Annotated in this window: 18 protein-coding genes; all 18 read left to right on the forward strand. The window is 67.3% G+C overall.

The genetic code is table 11. The features are described 5' to 3' along the window. Nucleotides 1-38 precede the first annotated feature (38 nt). The 18 genes from N5K27_RS08880 (at nucleotide 39) to N5K27_RS08965 (ending at nucleotide 15,193) form a co-directional block, all read left to right on the forward strand. Entirely contained in the window at nucleotides 39-1,508 is a 1,470-nt protein-coding gene (locus N5K27_RS08880) for a glutamate synthase subunit beta (RefSeq protein ID WP_087838621.1), read from the forward strand. A gap of 367 nt (nucleotides 1,509-1,875) precedes the next feature. Continuing rightward, the gene (locus tag N5K27_RS08885; protein ID WP_087838620.1) at nucleotides 1,876-2,718 is read left to right on the forward strand and encodes an ABC transporter ATP-binding protein; all 843 of its coding nucleotides are present in this window, start codon (nucleotides 1,876-1,878) and stop codon (nucleotides 2,716-2,718) included. Then, nucleotides 2,718-3,503: a lipid asymmetry maintenance ABC transporter permease subunit MlaE gene (gene mlaE / locus N5K27_RS08890; RefSeq protein ID WP_087838619.1), complete on the forward strand. Its 786-nt coding sequence runs from the start codon at nucleotides 2,718-2,720 to the stop codon at nucleotides 3,501-3,503. The genes N5K27_RS08885 and mlaE overlap by 1 nt, the downstream gene beginning before the upstream one ends. A gap of 85 nt (nucleotides 3,504-3,588) precedes the next feature. Next, a complete protein-coding gene (gene mlaD / locus N5K27_RS08895; RefSeq protein ID WP_087838618.1) occupies nucleotides 3,589-4,107 on the forward strand; it encodes an outer membrane lipid asymmetry maintenance protein MlaD in 519 nt (172 codons plus the stop codon). Nucleotides 4,108-4,123: 16 nt separating this feature from the next. Then, nucleotides 4,124-4,909: a VacJ family lipoprotein gene (locus N5K27_RS08900; protein ID WP_087838745.1), complete on the forward strand. Its 786-nt coding sequence runs from the start codon at nucleotides 4,124-4,126 to the stop codon at nucleotides 4,907-4,909. 23 nt (nucleotides 4,910-4,932) lie between these two features. Next, nucleotides 4,933-5,583, forward strand: a complete 651-nt coding sequence (locus N5K27_RS08905; protein WP_254914584.1) for an ABC transporter substrate-binding protein — start codon at nucleotides 4,933-4,935, stop codon at nucleotides 5,581-5,583. A gap of 207 nt (nucleotides 5,584-5,790) precedes the next feature. After that, entirely contained in the window at nucleotides 5,791-6,780 is a 990-nt protein-coding gene (locus N5K27_RS08910; protein WP_087838617.1) for an ABC transporter ATP-binding protein, read from the forward strand. After that, the gene (locus tag N5K27_RS08915) at nucleotides 6,777-7,634 is read left to right on the forward strand and encodes an ABC transporter permease (protein WP_087838616.1); all 858 of its coding nucleotides are present in this window, start codon (nucleotides 6,777-6,779) and stop codon (nucleotides 7,632-7,634) included. The genes N5K27_RS08910 and N5K27_RS08915 overlap by 4 nt, the downstream gene beginning before the upstream one ends. Nucleotides 7,635-7,638: 4 nt before the next feature. Beyond that, nucleotides 7,639-7,884 (forward strand): BolA family protein, encoded by a 246-nt coding sequence (locus tag N5K27_RS08920; protein WP_087838615.1) that lies wholly within the window; start codon nucleotides 7,639-7,641, stop codon nucleotides 7,882-7,884. Next, nucleotides 7,884-9,164, forward strand: a complete 1,281-nt coding sequence (murA, locus tag N5K27_RS08925; protein WP_087838614.1) for a UDP-N-acetylglucosamine 1-carboxyvinyltransferase — start codon at nucleotides 7,884-7,886, stop codon at nucleotides 9,162-9,164. The genes N5K27_RS08920 and murA overlap by 1 nt, the downstream gene beginning before the upstream one ends. Further along, nucleotides 9,161-9,850, forward strand: coding sequence for an ATP phosphoribosyltransferase (hisG, locus tag N5K27_RS08930; RefSeq protein WP_087838613.1), 690 nt, complete (start codon nucleotides 9,161-9,163; stop codon nucleotides 9,848-9,850). Before murA ends, hisG begins: the two co-directional genes overlap by 4 nt. A 134-nt stretch (nucleotides 9,851-9,984) precedes the next feature. Then, nucleotides 9,985-11,298 (forward strand): histidinol dehydrogenase, encoded by a 1,314-nt coding sequence (gene hisD, locus N5K27_RS08935; protein WP_279815850.1) that lies wholly within the window; start codon nucleotides 9,985-9,987, stop codon nucleotides 11,296-11,298. A gap of 38 nt (nucleotides 11,299-11,336) precedes the next feature. Next, a complete protein-coding gene (hisB, locus tag N5K27_RS08940) occupies nucleotides 11,337-11,924 on the forward strand; it encodes an imidazoleglycerol-phosphate dehydratase HisB (protein WP_087838611.1) in 588 nt (195 codons plus the stop codon). Between the two features lie 83 nt (nucleotides 11,925-12,007). Further along, a complete protein-coding gene (hisH, locus tag N5K27_RS08945) occupies nucleotides 12,008-12,640 on the forward strand; it encodes an imidazole glycerol phosphate synthase subunit HisH (RefSeq protein ID WP_087838610.1) in 633 nt (210 codons plus the stop codon). An 81-nt stretch (nucleotides 12,641-12,721) separates the two neighbouring features. Beyond that, a complete protein-coding gene (gene hisA, locus N5K27_RS08950; RefSeq protein ID WP_087838609.1) occupies nucleotides 12,722-13,474 on the forward strand; it encodes a 1-(5-phosphoribosyl)-5-[(5-phosphoribosylamino)methylideneamino]imidazole-4-carboxamide isomerase in 753 nt (250 codons plus the stop codon). 176 nt (nucleotides 13,475-13,650) lie between these two features. After that, on the forward strand, nucleotides 13,651-14,430 hold the full coding sequence (hisF, locus tag N5K27_RS08955; RefSeq protein WP_087838608.1) for an imidazole glycerol phosphate synthase subunit HisF: 780 nt from the start codon (nucleotides 13,651-13,653) through the stop codon (nucleotides 14,428-14,430). Further along, complete coding sequence (gene hisI, locus N5K27_RS08960) at nucleotides 14,430-14,855, forward strand: phosphoribosyl-AMP cyclohydrolase (protein ID WP_087838607.1); 426 nt, start codon at nucleotides 14,430-14,432, stop codon at nucleotides 14,853-14,855. The genes hisF and hisI overlap by 1 nt, the downstream gene beginning before the upstream one ends. Next, the gene (locus N5K27_RS08965; protein WP_087838606.1) at nucleotides 14,852-15,193 is read left to right on the forward strand and encodes a phosphoribosyl-ATP diphosphatase; all 342 of its coding nucleotides are present in this window, start codon (nucleotides 14,852-14,854) and stop codon (nucleotides 15,191-15,193) included. Before hisI ends, N5K27_RS08965 begins: the two co-directional genes overlap by 4 nt.

Below are 15,193 nucleotides of genomic sequence, written 5' to 3' on the forward strand. Positions count from 1 at the left end.
CACGCGCCGGCTCCAAACAGGATAGTCAGGAAAGAGCCATGGGTAAGGTCACCGGATTTCTGGAATACCAGCGTCTGCAGGAAGCCGCGGAAGCGCCTGAGCAGCGCGTCAAGCACTGGAAGGAATTCGTCCTCCATCTGAACACCGAGCAGGCCAAGCAGCAGGGTGCCCGGTGCATGGACTGCGGCATTCCGTTCTGCACGAACGGCTGTCCGGTCAACAACATCATTCCCGACTGGAATGACCTGGTGTACAGGCAGAACTGGAAGCAGGCGCTGGCGGTGCTGCATTCCACCAACAATTTTCCCGAGTTCACCGGGCGCATCTGTCCGGCGCCCTGCGAGGCGGCGTGTACCCTCAATATCAACAGCGATGCCGTCGGCATCAAGTCGATCGAGCACGCCATCATCGACCACGGCTGGGAGCACGGCTGGGTGGTGCCGGCCTCGCCCAAGGCCAAGACGGGCAAGAAAGTCGCGGTGGTCGGCTCCGGCCCCGCGGGGCTGGCCTGCGCGCAGCAACTGGCGCGCGCCGGCCACGACGTGACCGTGTTCGAGAAAAGCGACCGCATCGGCGGGCTGCTGCGCTACGGCATCCCCGACTTCAAGCTGGAAAAGTGGCAGATCGACCGCCGCATGGCGCAGATGGAGCAGGAAGGCGTCGTGTTCCGTCCCTCGACGTTCGTGGGGCGGCCCGAGGACGCCAAGGCGCTGGGCATCTCCGCCACCGTGAAGACGCCGCAGGAACTGCAAGCCGAGTTCGACGCCATCGTCGTGTCGGGCGGGGCGGAAACCCCGCGCGACCTGCCGGTGCCGGGCCGCGAACTGCAGGGCGTGCATTTCGCGATGGATTTCCTGCGGCAGCAGAACAAGGTGGTGGCGGGCGACAAGCTCAAGGACCAGATCATGGCCACCGGCAAGCACGTCATCGTGATCGGCGGCGGCGACACGGGCTCGGACTGCGTGGGCACCAGCAACCGCCATGGCGCGGCGTCCGTCACCCAGTTCGAGGTCATGCCGCAGCCCCCGGTATCCGAGAACAAGGAACTGACCTGGCCGTACTGGCCGCTGAAGCTGCGCACCTCCTCGTCCCACGAAGAGGGCGTGGACCGCGACTGGGCGGTGTCGACCAAGGCCTTCAAGGGCAAGAACGGCAAGGTGACCTCGCTCGTGGCCTGCCGCGTCGAGTGGGTGCGCGGCGACAACGGTCAGATGAAGATGGTCGAGGTCGAGGGCTCCGAGTTCGAGTTGCCCGCCGACCTGGTGCTGTTCGCCATGGGGTTCGTGTCGCCCGTGCAGCAGGTGCTGGAAGCCTTCGGTGTCGAGCGCGATGCCCGGGGCAACGCGCGGGCCAATACCGACGACTACCGCACCAACGTCGACAAGGTCTTCGCGGCCGGCGACATGCGGCGCGGCCAGTCGCTGGTGGTCTGGGCCATCCGCGAAGGCCGCCAGTGCGCGGCCTCGGTCGATACCTTCCTGATGGGGGCGACCGAGCTGCCTCGCTGACATTAATCCGCGCTTAAAAGCGCGGTGGCATCATGCCCCGAGTCGTCCGGCCGGACCTCGGGGCGTTTTTCATGTGGATACACCGGCGAGCCGGGCGTTTGTTGTAAAAACGTAAACCGGCGCGGGGCGCCGTGGTTCATAATCTGCACTCTTCCATGGGCCATGCCGGGCTTCGGCGCGCCATGGACAGGACGAGCATGCGCCGCCGGCAAATCGCGGCGTATGCGCCGGGGGACAAAACCCGCTGCTGCCTAAGGGTTAGCACGGTGCCCAGGCGTGCTGCTGTTAGAATCCCCCGCTGGATTCCCCTCGAACCCACCGGTTTTTTGCAAGCAACGCCCATCTTTTCAACTCTTCTTGCCTCTACATGCCTGATTCGGCACGATCTACGCATTCCCCCACCGATGTGGCGCTAGCCTTCGACGGCCTGTCGGTGGGCTATGGCGACCGTGTCATCCTGCGGGACGTCGACATGCAGGTCCGTCGCGGGCAGGTGGTGGCCATCATGGGCGGCTCCGGGTCGGGCAAGACCACGCTGCTGCGCGCGGCCACGGGCCAGTTGCCGCCCCAGGCGGGCAGGGCGTTTGTGCTGGGCGAGGATATCGGGCAGTTGTCGGGCGACCGCCTGTTCGATCTGCGCAAGCGCATGGGCGTGCTGTTCCAGCAGGGGGCGCTGTTCACGGACCTGGACGTCTATGAGAACGTGGCGTTCCCGTTGCGCGAGCACACCTCCATGACCGAACAGCAAATCCTGGAACGGGTGTTGTCCAAGCTGGACGCCGTGGGCCTGAAGGCGGCCGCCTTCCTGCGGACCTCGGAAATCTCGGGCGGCATGGCGCGCCGGGTCGCGCTGGCGCGAGCCGTGGTGCTGGAACCCGAGCTGATCCTGTATGACGAACCGTTCGCCGGCCTGGACCCCATCTCCATGGGCGTGACCGCCCAGTTGATCCGGACCATGACCGACCGGCTGGGCTGCGCGTCGGTGCTGATCACGCACGACGTGCAGGAGTCCTTCCACATCACGGACCAGGTCTACCTGCTGGGGCGCGGGACCGTCGTCGCCGGCGGTACGCCGGCCGAACTGTCCGCGTCGCAGGATCCGTTCGTGCACCAGTTCCTCCACGGCGAGCCCGACGGCCCGGTGGCTTTCCAGTATCCCGAAACGCCTGCCTACCAGGCCTGGCTCGAGCGCCAGCGGAGGGTGCGCTGATGGCCCTGACCCGTTTCCTGATCTCGGTGGGCGCCGGCACGCGCGCATCGCTGGTCGGCCTGGGCACCTTTGCCCGGTTTTTCATCGAGTTGCTGTTCAAGAGCGGCACCGCGCTGCGCCGTCCGCGGCTGGTGGTGCAGCAGATCCACTTCATCGGCAACTATTCGCTGGTGATCATCGCCGTATCCGGCCTGTTCGTCGGCTTCGTGCTGGGGCTGCAGGGGTACTACACCCTGAACCGCTACGGTTCCGAGCAGGCGCTGGGCCTGCTGGTCGCGCTCAGCCTGGTGCGTGAGCTGGGCCCGGTCGTGACCGCGCTGCTGTTCGCCGGCCGAGCCGGCACCTCGCTGACCGCCGAAATCGGCCTGATGAAGGCGGGCGAGCAACTGTCGGCCATGGAGGTCATGGCCGTGGATCCCGTGCGCCGGGTGCTGGCGCCGCGCTTCTGGGGCGGCATCATCGCCATGCCGCTGCTGGCGGCGGTGTTTTCCGCGGTCGGTATCCTGGGCGGCTGGGGCGTGGGCGTGCTGCTCATCGGCGTGGATGACGGCGCCTTCTGGTCGCAAATGCAGAATGGCGTCGATGTCTGGAAGGACGTGGGCAACGGCGTGCTCAAGAGCATCGTCTTCGGGGTGGCGGTCACGCTGATCGCGCTCTACCAGGGCTATTACGCCAAGGCCACGCCCGAGGGCGTGTCGCGCGCGACCACGCGTACCGTCGTGGCCGGGTCGCTGGCGGTGCTGGGCCTGGACTTCCTGCTGACGGCCTGGATGTTCGGCAACTAAACAAGGCGCGGCGCCCGCCGGGCGGCCGTTGCAAGCAATTGGCTTAGGGACCCGCCGCGTGGGCGGGGTACCGGAGGAATACGAGATGTCGCGAGAAAAAGTCGATCTCTGGGTGGGAATATTCGTGCTGGTGGGCGCACTCGCCCTGGTCTTCCTGGCCTTGAAGGCAGGCAACCTGCTGAGCGTGCTGTCGGTGGGCAAGACCTATGCGGTGACGGCCAATTTCGACAACATCGGTGGGCTCAAGCCGCGCGCGGCGGTCAAGAGCGCCGGCGTGGTCGTGGGGCGGGTGTCCAGCATCGCGTTCGACGACAAGATGTTCCAGGGCGTGGTCACGCTGGACCTGGACGCGCGCTACCAGTTTCCCACCGATTCGTCCGCCAAGATCCTGACCTCGGGGCTGCTGGGCGAGCAGTACATCGGCATCGAACCGGGCGGCGACGACAAGAATTTCGCCCCCGGCGACAAGATCCGCTATACCCAGAGCGCGGTCGTGCTGGAGAACCTGATCAGCCAGTTCCTCTACAGCAAGGCTGCCGAGGGTGGTACCGGCAAGCCGGCGGAAGGCGGTTCCGCGGGCTCGGCAGAGCCCGCCGCGAAATGACGACGAGTGTATGAAGATGAATAAGAAAATCCTGGCATTGATGCTGGCGGCAGGGCTGGCGGGCTGTGCCACCGCCCCGGAAGGGCGGCCGGCCGACCCGCGGGATCCCCTGGAGGGATTCAACCGCAGCATGTACAAGTTCAACGACACGGTCGATCGCGCCGTGCTCAAGCCGGTGGCGCAGGGCTACGTGAACGTGGTGCCGTCGCCGGTGCGAAGCTGCGTGCGCAACATGTTCGCCAACGTGGGCGACGTGATGTCGGCCATCAACAGCTTCCTGCAGAACCGTGCGCCGGACGGCATCAACACCACCTTCCGCGTCCTGCTGAACACTACGATGGGCGTGTTCGGCTGCTTTGACCTCGCCACGCAGAACGGCCTGCCCCGCAACAAGGCCGATTTCGGGCAGACCCTGGGCGTCTGGGGCGTCGGCGCCGGCCCGTACCTGGTGCTGCCGCTGCTGGGGCCCAGCACCATCCGCGACGCGGGCGGCACGGCGGTCGATTTCCTGGCCGATCCGGTGGCCGTCGGCAATATCGACAACGTGCCCGTGCGCAACAGCGTCTACGGCCTGCGTGTCGTGAACGCGCGCGCCAACCTGCTCGAAGTGGGCAACCTGCTCGACCAGGTCGCCCTGGATCCCTACACCTTCACCCGCGATGCCTACCTGCAGCGGCGCGCCAGCCTGATCCGCGGCGCCAGCGGCGCGGAGGGGGCGTTGCCGGACTATTCTCTGCCCAACTACGACGACGATGACGATGCCGCGGCGCCCGCTCCGGCGTCGGGTGCACCGCAAAAGTAAGGATTTCCATGATTTCAAAAAACATGACGATGCCCGCGGCGGCCGCGCCCCGGATCCTGAACTGGCTGCTGGCGCTGGCCGCCGGCGTCATCCTGGCCATGGGCGCCATGCAGGCGGCCCGGGCGCAGGGCGCCGGTACGCCCGAGGCGCTGATCCAGCAGGTCACGGGCGAAGTGCTGGCCGCCATCAAGGCCGATCCGTCGGTGCAGTCCGGCAATCCGCAGCGCCTGCTGCAGCTGGTGGACCAGAAGATCCTGCCGTACGTCGACTTCGAAAAGACGACCCGGCTGGCCGCCGGCCGCTACTGGCGCCAGGCGACGCCCGAGCAGCAGAAGGCGCTGGTCAAGGAATTCCGCACTACCCTGGTGCGCACCTATAGCGGCGCGGTCTCGTCCGTGAAGCAGCAGACCGCGGTGGAACTGCGGCCCTCGCACTACCCGGCCGACGCCACCGACGTGGTGGTCAAGACCGTGATCAAGCAGCCGGCCGGCGATCCCATCCCCGTGGACTACCGCATGGAGAAGGCGGGCCAGGGCTGGAAGATCTACGACGTCAACGTGCTGGGCGTATGGCTGATCGAGAACTATCGCAACCAGTTCTCGCAGCAGATCGGCCAAAACGGCGTCGACGGCCTGATCAAGTCGCTGGCGGAGCGGAACGCTGCATTCAAATGACCCCCTACGCGCTGACGCGTGCCCCCAGGGGCGGCACTGGCGGACCGGCAAAGCCGGATCCGCGGTGCCCTGGGGTAGGCCGGGTAGTCAGCTCTTGCTGTTTCCGACCATCCTCTATAATGGGGAATTGCCCGGCGTTTGCCGGGATTTGCGCTTTTTAGGGGGCTGCGAGGCCCTCCCGGCGCGGTAGTGTTTTCTGATCAAGCCATGTCATCCGCCGTTCGCATCGAGCATGTTTCCAAGGTGTACCCCAGGCAGACCAGCCTGTGGCGGCGCGTGGGCGCTGGCCAGGCGGTGGATGGGTTCCAGGCGCTGAACGATGTCAGCCTGGACATCGCCCAGGGCGAATTCTTCGGGCTGCTGGGGCCGAACGGCGCGGGCAAGACCTCGCTGATCGCGATCCTGGCGGGCTTGTCGCGCGCGACCACGGGCCAGGTATCCATCTGCGGCTACGACGTCGTGTCCCAGTTCCGCGCCTCCCGCCGGGCACTGGGCGTGGTGCCGCAGGAGCTGGTGTTCGACCCGTTCTTCACGGTCCGCGAGACGCTGCGCATCCAGTCGGGCTATTTCGGGCTGCGCAACAATGACGACTGGATCGACGAGATCCTGGAAAACCTGGGCCTGACCTCCAAGGCCGACGACAACATGCGCGCGCTGTCGGGCGGCATGAAGCGGCGGGTGCTGGTGGCGCAGGCGCTGGTGCACCGGCCGCCCGTGATCGTGCTGGACGAGCCCACCGCCGGCGTGGACGTGGACCTGCGGCGTACGCTGTGGCAGTTCATCTCGCGCCTGAACCGCATGGGCCACACCATCCTGCTCACCACCCATTACCTGGAAGAGGCCGAGGAACTGTGCGGCCGCATCGCCATGCTCAAGGCCGGCCGCATCGTGGCATTGGATACCACGCGGGCGCTGCTGGCCAAGGTCGGCGGTTCGCGCCTGGTGCTGCACATGGGCGCATCGGGGTGGCCTGCGGGCAAGAGCCGCACCCTGGACGAGAAGCTGGTGCAGCGCCAGGACAACCGCGCGGTGCTGCGCCTGGACAACAGCACGGAACTGGAGTCCCTGCTGGCGCAGGTCCGCACGGCCGGCGGGATCATCGACGGCATCGAAGTGCTGCCCGCCGATCTCGAGGATGCTTTCCTGAACATCATGCACGGGGACTCCGCCTCGGCGTCGCTGGAGAAGGCGGCATGAGCGTCGTCGCACGGCCGCCCGAGAGCGGCGTTTCCACCACGGGTTCCGAGGCCGGCAAGCCGGCGGGCTTCGTCGGCCTGCAGCCCAACCTGAACGCGGGCTCCGGCTTCCTGACGTTGTTCTACAAGGAAATGCTGCGCTTCTGGAAGGTAGGATTCCAGACCGTGGGCGCGCCGGTGATGACGGCGGTGCTGTACCTGCTGATCTTCGCCCACGTGCTGGAAGGCCGCGTCACGGTGTATGGCACCGTGCCGTACACCGCCTTCCTGATCCCGGGGCTCATGATGATGAGCATGCTGCAGAACGCGTTCGCCAACTCCTCGTCGTCGCTGATGCAAAGCCGCGTCACGGGCAACCTGGTCTTCATGCTGCTGCCGCCGCTGACGCACTGGGAAGTGTTCTGGGCCTACGTGCTGGCCGCCATCGTGCGCGCCCTGTTCGTCGGGCTGGGAATCTACGCGGTGTCGCTGTTCTTCGCCGCGCCGCATTTCGCCGAACCGCTTTGGATGCTGGTGTTCGCGGTGCTGGGCAGCGGCATCATGGGCGTGCTGGGGCTGGTGGCCGGGATCTGGGCCGAGAAGTTCGACCAGATGGCGGCCTTCCAGAATTTCCTGATCATGCCGGCAACCTTCCTGTCCGGGGTATTCTATTCCGTGCACTCGCTGCCGCCGTTCTGGCAGGCGGTGTCGCACTGGAATCCGATCTTCTACACCATAGACGGCTTCCGCTACGGGTTTTTCGGGGTCTCCGACGTCACCCCCTGGCACAGCCTGGCGGTGGTCGCGGGGACGTTCCTGGTGGTGGCCGGGTTCGCGCTGCGCCTGTTGTCCACCGGCTACAAACTGCGTTACTGAAAGCATGACTCTTCCGACTCCGGAGCAGGTCCGGCAATACATCCTCGACGGACTGCCCTGTGAACATGTCGACGTGCAGGGCGATGGCCAGCACTTCGAGGCGGTCATCGTCAGCGCCGAATTCGCGGGCAAGCGCCCCATCGCGCGGCACCAACTGGTCTATGCCGCGCTGGGCGAACGCATGCGGGAAGAAATCCATGCCTTGTCGATGCGCACCCTCACTCCCCAGGAATTCAAGGCGGGCAATTAATGGATAAGCTGCAGATCACCGGCGGTCGCCCTCTGCGTGGCGAGGTCGAGGTGTCGGGGGCGAAGAACGCCGCGCTGCCTTGCCTGTGCGCGTCGCTGCTGACCGCCGATGCGGTCACGCTCGAGAACGTCCCCCAGCTCAACGACATCGGCACCACGCTGCGCCTGCTGCGCCAACTGGGCGTGAAGGCCGAGCGCGCCGGCCAGCCGGGCGACCGCGTCACGCTGGATGCCACCCGGGTCGAATCGCTGGAAGCGCCGTACGAGCTGGTCAAGACCATGCGCGCCTCGATCCTGGTGCTCGGGCCGCTGGTCGCGCGTTTCGGCGAGGCCCGGGTCAGCCTGCCCGGCGGCTGCGCCATCGGCCAGCGTCCCATCGACCAGCACATCAAGGGGCTGGCGGCGATGGGAGCCGAGATCAGCATCGAGCACGGCTTCGTCGTGGCCAGGGCCAAGCGCCTGAAGGGCGCCACCATCCGCACCGACATGATCACGGTGACCGGCACCGAAAACCTGATGATGGCGGCCGTGCTGGCCGAGGGGCTGACGGTGCTCGAGAACGCCGCGCGCGAGCCCGAGATCGTCGACCTGGCGGAACTGCTGATCAAGATGGGCGCCCGCATCAGCGGCCACGGCACGGACCGCATCGTCATCGAGGGCGTCTCGCGGTTGCACGGCACGACCCACCGGGTCATGCCGGACCGCATCGAAGCCGGCACCTTCCTGTGCGCGGTGGGCGCGGCGGGTGGCGAGATCGTGCTGCGCAACGCCGATCCGGCCAGCATGGGCGCCACGCTGGACAAGCTGGCCGAGGCCGGGCTGGCCATCGAGTGCGGTACCGACTGGGTGCAGGCGGGCATGAGTGGCCGGCCGCGCGCGGTGGGTTTCCGCACCCTGGAATATCCCGGCTTCGCGACCGACATGCAGGCCCAGCTGATGGCCCTGAATGCCATCGCAGAAGGAACCGCGGTCATCACCGAGACCATCTTCGAGAACCGCTACATGCACGTGCAGGAGTTGCGCCGGCTGGGAGCGGACATCGAGATCGACGGCCATACCGCCGTGGTCAAGGGCGTGGCCGGCCTGTCGGGCGCCACCGTCATGGCGACCGACCTGCGGGCCTCGGCCAGCCTGGTCATCGCGGGCCTGGTCGCCGACGGCCAGACCACGATAGACCGCATCTATCACCTGGACCGCGGCTACGAGCAGATGGAGCGCAAGCTGTTGCAGCTGGGCGCCGACATCCGCCGCGTGAGCGGATCCGGGGGGCAGGCACGATGAGCGCCTTCGCACCGGCCGATCCGAACACGCCCATCACCCTGGCGCTGTCCAAGGGCCGCATCTTCACCGAGACCATGCCCCTGCTGGCCGAGGCCGGCATCACGGTGGCCGAGGACCCGGAGAAGTCCCGCAAGCTGATCCTGCCGACCAGCGACCCCGGCGTGCGCATCATCATTGTGCGTGCCTCGGATGTCCCCACCTATGTCCAGTACGGCGCCGCCGACCTGGGGGTGGCCGGCAAGGACGTGCTGATCGAACATGCGGCCCAGCATCCGGGCGGCCTGTACCAGCCCGTGGACCTGCGCATCGGCAAGTGCCGGCTGTGCGTGGCCGTGCCCGAGGGTTTCGACTACGCCAGCGCGGTGCGCCAGGGCGCCCGCCTGCGCGTGGCGACCAAGTACGTGCAGGCCGCGCGCGAGCATTTCGCCGCGAAAGGAGTGCACGTCGACCTGATCAAGCTGTACGGGTCGATGGAGCTCGCGCCGCTGGTGGGGCTGGCCGACGTGATCGTCGACCTGGTATCCACCGGTGGGACATTGCGGGCCAACAACCTGGTCGCGGTCGAAGATATCATGGACATATCGTCTCGCCTGGTGGTCAACCAGGCGGCCCTGAAGACCCGGCGACACCGGTTGCAGCCTCTGATCGACGCCTTCGCGCGCGCCAGCCTGGCCATGCCGGCCTGATCTGGCGGCATCCGCGGGGCGCTCGCCGCGCGGCCGGCCCGCCGCGCCATGCAGAGGCTGCGTCGTCCATCGCTCCCGCGCCGCCGGCGCGGGGCAGGGCTGCCTTCCGGAAACCGATTTTGCAGAGCTAGCGTATGTCCCTCATCAACCGACTCGATACCCGTAGCGACGACTTCCGAGCCCGCCTGCACGCGCTGCTGGCCTTCGAAGCGTCCGAGGACGCGTCCATCGAACGCGCCGTGGCCGACATCCTGCTGGACGTCCGCACCCGTGGCGATGGCGCAGTGCTGGAATACACCCGCCGCTTCGACCGTGTACAGGCCGCGTCCATCCGCGAACTGGACATTCCCCGCGCCGACTGGATCGCGGCCCTGGAGGCGCTGCCGCGCGAGCAGCGCGCCGCCCTGGAGGCCGCCGCCGACCGCATCCGGGTCTACCACGAACGCCAGCGGGCCGAGACCTGGACCTACGCCGAGCCCGATGGCACCGTGCTGGGGCAGAAGGTCACCCCGCTCGACCGCGTGGGCCTGTACGTGCCCGGCGGCAAGGCGGCCTACCCGTCCTCGCTGCTGATGAACGCCATCCCGGCCAAGGTGGCCGGCGTGGGCGAGGTCGTCATGGTCACGCCCACGCCCGACGGCGTGCGCAATCCCATGGTGCTGGCCGCCGCCGCCATCGCCGGCGTCGACCGCGCGATCGCCATCGGCGGCGCCCAGGCGGTCGGCGCGCTGGCCTACGGCACGCCTTCCATCGTCCCGGTCGACAAGATCGTGGGCCCCGGCAATGCCTACGTCGCCGCCGCCAAGCGGCGCGTGTACGGCACGGTGGGCATAGACATGATCGCCGGCCCCAGCGAGATCCTGGTCATCTGCGACGGCGGGACGCCGGCCGACTGGATCGCCATGGATCTCTTCTCGCAGGCCGAGCACGACGAACTGGCCCAGGCCATCCTGCTGTGCCCCGACGCCGGCTACATCGCGCAGGTCGAGGCCGCCATCGCCCGGCTGCTGCCCACGATGCCGCGCGCGGACATCATCCGCACCAGCCTGGCCAACCGCGGCGCGCTGATCCTGGTGCGCGACCTGGAAGAAGCCTGCGCCATCGCCAACGACATCGCGCCCGAGCACCTGGAAATCTCCACCGCCGAGCCCGAGCGCTGGGCCGACCTGATCCGCCACGCCGGCGCGATCTTCATGGGCACCCACAGCTCGGAGTCGCTGGGCGACTACTGCGCCGGCCCCAACCACGTGCTGCCGACCTCGCGCACCGCGCGGTTCTCGTCGCCGCTGGGCGTGTACGATTTCCAGAAGCGATCCAGCCTGATCAAGGTCTCGGGCGCCGGCGCGCGGACCCTGGGGCGCGTCGCCGCCACCCTGGCCTATGGCGAAGGGCTGCAGGCGCACGCGCGCAGCGCCGAATACCGCCTGGACGACGGCAGCGCCTCGTGACGCCGCCGCCCATTCAACCCGACCATCCGGAAACGATCATGCGTACCGCCGAGATCACCCGCAACACCAACGAAACGCGCATCCGCGCGGTCGTCAACCTCGACGGCACCGGCAAGCAGAACCTGCAGACCGGCGTGCCGTTCCTGGACCACATGCTCGACCAGATCGTGCGCCATGGCCTGATCGACATCGACGTCGTGGCCGACGGCGACCTGCACATCGACGCGCACCACACGGTCGAGGACGTCGGCATCACGCTCGGCCAGGCCGTGGCCAAGGCGGTCGGCAACAAGGCCGGCATCCGCCGCTACGGCCATGCCTACGTGCCGCTGGACGAGGCGCTCTCGCGCGTGGTGGTGGATTTCTCGGGCCGCCCCGGCCTGGAGTTCCATGTTCCCTTCACGCGCGCGATGATCGGCCAGTTCGACGTCGACCTGACGCGCGAGTTCTTCCAGGGCTTCGTCAACCACGCCCTGGTGACGCTGCACATCGACAACCTGCGGGGTGTCAACGCCCACCATCAGTGCGAGACGGTGTTCAAGGCCTTCGGCCGGGCGCTGCGCATGGCGCTGGAAGTCGATCCGCGCGCCGGCGGCACCGTGCCCTCGACCAAGGGAGTCCTCTAGATGAGAACAGCCGCCACGCTCACTACGTTCGCTGCCCCCCGGGGCGGCGTGTCAGCCCCTTGGGGCGGCCCGGCGGAGCTGACATGACGCGCATAGCCATCGTCGACTACGGCATGGGCAACCTGCGCTCGGTCGCCCGGGCGCTGGAACACGTCGCGCCCGAGGCCGAGGTGCGCATCTGCAGCGATGCGGCTGGCGTGCGCGCGGCCGACCGGGTCGTGTTCCCGGGGCAGGGCGCCATGCCCGACTGCATGCGCTACCTCGAGGAAACCGGCCTGCGCGAGGCGGTGGTCGAGGCGTCCCGCAGCAAGCCCCTGCTGGGCGTGTGCGTGGGCGAGCAGATGCTGTTCCAGCGCAGCGAGGAAGGGCCGGCCGACGGCCTGGGCATCTTCGAAGGGCAGGTCGTGCGCTTCGCCGGCCCGGCCTTCCAGGGGCCCGAGCGGCTGAAGGTGCCCCACATGGGCTGGAACCGCGTGCGGCAGACCTTGTCCCATCCCCTGTGGGACGGCGTGGCCGACGACACCTATTTCTACTTCGTGCACAGCTACTATGTGGCCCCCGCCGATCTAGGGGTAATTGCCGGTCAATCCGATTACGGGGTCGCCTTTACCTGCGCGGTAGCCAGAGATAACATCTTCGCAACTCAGTTTCACCCTGAGAAAAGCGCAGGGGCGGGCCTGCGTATCTACCAGAATTTCGTGCGGTGGAACCCGTGAGTCCCGTTAGCCGACAAGGCCCCCTTTTTCCGTCCCGCAGCCCAGTTAGCGCCACTGATTCGAACGACATCCTGATTCGCCATGCTCCTCATTCCCGCGATTGATCTCAAAGACGGTCGTTGTGTCCGCCTGCGCCAGGGCGATCTCGACGATGCCACCGTGTTTTCCGAAGAGCCCGCCGCCATGGCCGCCCACTGGCTGGAGCAGGGCGCGCGCCGCCTCCACCTGGTGGACCTGAACGGCGCCGTGGCCGGAAAACCCAAGAACGAGGCCTCCATCAAGGCCATCCTCGACGCCGTGGGCGATGACATCCCGGTGCAGATCGGCGGCGGCATCCGCGACCTCGACACCATCGAGCGCTACCTGGACAACGGCATTTCCTACGTGATCATCGGCACCGCCGCGGTCAAGAACCCCGGGTTCCTGCATGACGCGTGCAGTGCCTTCCCCGGCCAGATCATCGTCGGCCTGGATGCCAAGGACGGCAAGGTGGCCACCGACGGCTGGAGCAAGCTGACCGGCCACGACGTGACCGACCTTGCCAAGAAGTTCGAGGACTACGGCTGCTCGTCCATCATCTACACCGACATCGGCCGCGACGGCATGCTGTCGGGCGTCAACGTCGAGGCCACGGTCAAGCTGGCCCAGCACGTGCGCATCCCGGTCATCGCCTCGGGCGGCATCGCCAACCTGACCGATATCGAGCAGCTCTGCGCCGTCGAGGACGAAGGCGTGGAAGGCGCCATCCTGGGCCGCAGCATCTACGAGGGCACGCTGGATTTCCAGGCGGCGCAGGCTCGTGCCGATGAACTAGGTACCCCCCCTACGCCCTGACGGGCGCCCCCCAGGGGGCGATGCGGGTGGACCGGCGGAGCCGGATCCACCGCATCCTGGAGGAACAACCGCGCTGATCCGCGGTGCCCAAGGTGGGCTGCGTTCTTGGGAATGGGCGTATCGTAGTGGTTGGGCGGAGGGATTCTGCGCCCGGCAACGTGTGTTTTTGGAATTCTGTGATGTTGACGCGTCGTATTATCCCTTGTCTGGACGTGACTGCTGGTCGCGTGGTCAAGGGAATCAATTTCGTGAATCTGGTCGATGCCGGGGATCCGGTGGAGATCGCGCGCCGGTATGACGACCAGGGCGCGGACGAGATCACGTTCCTGGACATCACGGCGTCGAGCGATCAGCGCGACATCATCCTGTCCGTGATCGAACAGGTCGCCTCGCAGGTGTTCATTCCGTTGACCGTGGGCGGCGGCGTGCGGCAGGTGGCGGATGTGCGCCGGCTGTTGAACGCGGGCGCCGACAAGGTGGGCATCAATACCTCGGCCGTGACCAACCCCGACCTGGTGCGCGAGGCCTCCAGCCGCTACGGCGCCCAGTGCATCGTGGTCGCCATCGACGCCAAGCGGGTGTCGGGCGAGGGCGAGGCGCCGCGCTGGGAAGTCTTCACGCATGGCGGGCGCAACGCCACCGGGCTGGATGCCGTGCAATGGGCGCGCAAGATGGCCGAGTACGGCGCGGGCGAAATCCTGCTGACCAGCATGGACCGCGACGGCACCCGGTCGGGCTTCGACCTCGCGCTGACGCGCGCGGTGTCCGACGCCGTGGCCATTCCCGTCATCGCCTCCGGCGGTGTCGGTTCGCTCAAGGACCTGGCGGACGGCATCACCGAGGGCCATGCCGATGCGGTGCTGGCCGCCAGTATCTTCCACTACGGGCAACACACGGTGCAGGAGGCCAAGCGCTTCATGGCCGACCGCGGCATACGCATGAGGCTGGACGACTGATGGATACCGCACCCCGGACTCTCTCCACCGACCAGGAAGCCTGGCTGGACGCCATCGTCTACGACGACAACGGCCTGGTGCCCGGCATCGCGCAGGACGCCACGACCGACAAGGTCATCATGTTCGCCTTCCTGAACCGCGAATCGCTGCGCGAGACGCTGCGCACCGGCAACGCCACCTACTGGTCGCGCTCGCGCAACCGTCTCTGGCGCAAGGGCGAGGAATCGGGCCACGTCCAGCGCGTGCGCGAGATCCGGCTCGACTGCGACGGCGACGTGGTGCTGCTGCGGGTCGAACAGGTGGGCGGGATCGCCTGCCATACCGGCCGCGAGCGCTGCTTCTACCGCCGCCTGGAAACCGAGGGCGGCGCGCACTGGGTCGAGACCGACCCGGTGCTGAAGGACCCGGAGAGCATCTACAAATGAACGATTTCCTGGTGCAACTGGCCGACACCATCGCCAGCCGCCGGCCAGACCGGGGCGGCTCGCCCGAGACCTCCTACGTGGCCCGCCTGCTCAGCAAGGGGCCCGACGGCATCCTCAAGAAGATCGGCGAGGAAGCCACCGAGACCGTGATGGCGGCCAAGGACGGCGTGCCGGAAAAGATCATTTACGAGACAGCCGATCTCTGGTTTCATTGCCTCGTCATGCTGGAGTATTACGGTTTGCGTCCCGAACAGGTCGTCGCCGAGCTCGCGCGGCGCGAAGGCCTGTCGGGTTTGGATGAAAAAGCCGCCCGAGCCGGCAATGCCCCGAAACAATGA

The organism is Pigmentiphaga sp. GD03639, assembly GCF_029845405.1.
GTDB lineage: Bacteria > Pseudomonadota > Gammaproteobacteria > Burkholderiales > Burkholderiaceae_B > Pigmentiphaga > Pigmentiphaga daeguensis.

Excerpts from the sequence above, each read along its gene's own strand:
- hisA (WP_087838609.1), top strand. The coding sequence starts at position 12,722 with ATGCTCCTCATTCCCGCGATTGATCTCAAAGACGGTCGTTGTGTCCGC.
- hisB (WP_087838611.1), top strand. The coding sequence starts at position 11,337 with ATGCGTACCGCCGAGATCACCCGCAACACCAACGAAACGCGCATCCGC.
- N5K27_RS08905 (WP_254914584.1), top strand. The coding sequence starts at position 4,933 with ATGACGATGCCCGCGGCGGCCGCGCCCCGGATCCTGAACTGGCTGCTG.
- N5K27_RS08885 (WP_087838620.1), top strand. The coding sequence starts at position 1,876 with ATGCCTGATTCGGCACGATCTACGCATTCCCCCACCGATGTGGCGCTA.
- hisG (WP_087838613.1), top strand. The coding sequence starts at position 9,161 with ATGAGCGCCTTCGCACCGGCCGATCCGAACACGCCCATCACCCTGGCG.
- hisH (WP_087838610.1), top strand. The coding sequence starts at position 12,008 with ATGACGCGCATAGCCATCGTCGACTACGGCATGGGCAACCTGCGCTCG.
- N5K27_RS08920 (WP_087838615.1), top strand. The coding sequence starts at position 7,639 with ATGACTCTTCCGACTCCGGAGCAGGTCCGGCAATACATCCTCGACGGA.
- N5K27_RS08910 (WP_087838617.1), top strand. The coding sequence starts at position 5,791 with ATGTCATCCGCCGTTCGCATCGAGCATGTTTCCAAGGTGTACCCCAGG.
- hisI (WP_087838607.1), top strand. The coding sequence starts at position 14,430 with ATGGATACCGCACCCCGGACTCTCTCCACCGACCAGGAAGCCTGGCTG.
- N5K27_RS08915 (WP_087838616.1), top strand. The coding sequence starts at position 6,777 with ATGAGCGTCGTCGCACGGCCGCCCGAGAGCGGCGTTTCCACCACGGGT.
- N5K27_RS08965 (WP_087838606.1), top strand. The coding sequence starts at position 14,852 with ATGAACGATTTCCTGGTGCAACTGGCCGACACCATCGCCAGCCGCCGG.
- N5K27_RS08880 (WP_087838621.1), top strand. The coding sequence starts at position 39 with ATGGGTAAGGTCACCGGATTTCTGGAATACCAGCGTCTGCAGGAAGCC.
- mlaE (WP_087838619.1), top strand. The coding sequence starts at position 2,718 with ATGGCCCTGACCCGTTTCCTGATCTCGGTGGGCGCCGGCACGCGCGCA.
- murA (WP_087838614.1), top strand. The coding sequence starts at position 7,884 with ATGGATAAGCTGCAGATCACCGGCGGTCGCCCTCTGCGTGGCGAGGTC.
- mlaD (WP_087838618.1), top strand. The coding sequence starts at position 3,589 with ATGTCGCGAGAAAAAGTCGATCTCTGGGTGGGAATATTCGTGCTGGTG.
- hisD (WP_279815850.1), top strand. The coding sequence starts at position 9,985 with ATGTCCCTCATCAACCGACTCGATACCCGTAGCGACGACTTCCGAGCC.
- N5K27_RS08900 (WP_087838745.1), top strand. The coding sequence starts at position 4,124 with ATGAATAAGAAAATCCTGGCATTGATGCTGGCGGCAGGGCTGGCGGGC.